Below are 465 nucleotides of genomic sequence, written 5' to 3' on the forward strand. Positions count from 1 at the left end.
GTGGACCAGCTTCGATACCGGCCCGCTGTGGGAAAGGCTGCAGCGCGAGGCGTCGCTCCCCTCCACCACCATCGATGTCGGCTTCGTGCTGAACACCATGGTCTCGCCCCGCAGCGTGCAGCTGTTCGAACCGCTGGAGCCCTTCCTGGCGCGGGAGCCGATCGAGGACCAGGCGGATGTCTTCCCCGGCCTGATCGAGGGCATGAAGGCCGCCGGCACGCTGGTGGGCATGCCGATGCGCCACGCTTCCTCCGGCCTGCACTACAATGCGGAGATCTTCGCGGAGCGCGGCATCACCCGCCCGCCGCGCAGCATCGAGGAGGTGTTCGAATTCGCCCGCCGCTGCACCTATCGCCGCGCCGACGGCACGCCGGTGGTCGGGCTGCTGATGCCGGGCGTCACCTATCCCAACGTCATCGACCTCGCCCGCGCCTGGGACGGCGATTTCATCACGCCGGATTTCCG

At 68.6% G+C, this 465-nt stretch carries 1 protein-coding gene; it reads left to right on the plus strand.

Going from position 1 to position 465, the window contains the following annotated elements; genetic code table 11:
* On the plus strand, nucleotides 1–465 hold a 465-nt coding region (locus J3P36_RS16095; RefSeq protein WP_210509267.1), incomplete at both ends, for a hypothetical protein.

Source organism: Naasia sp. SYSU D00057 (genome assembly GCF_017916505.1).
Lineage (GTDB): Bacteria > Actinomycetota > Actinomycetes > Actinomycetales > Microbacteriaceae > Naasia.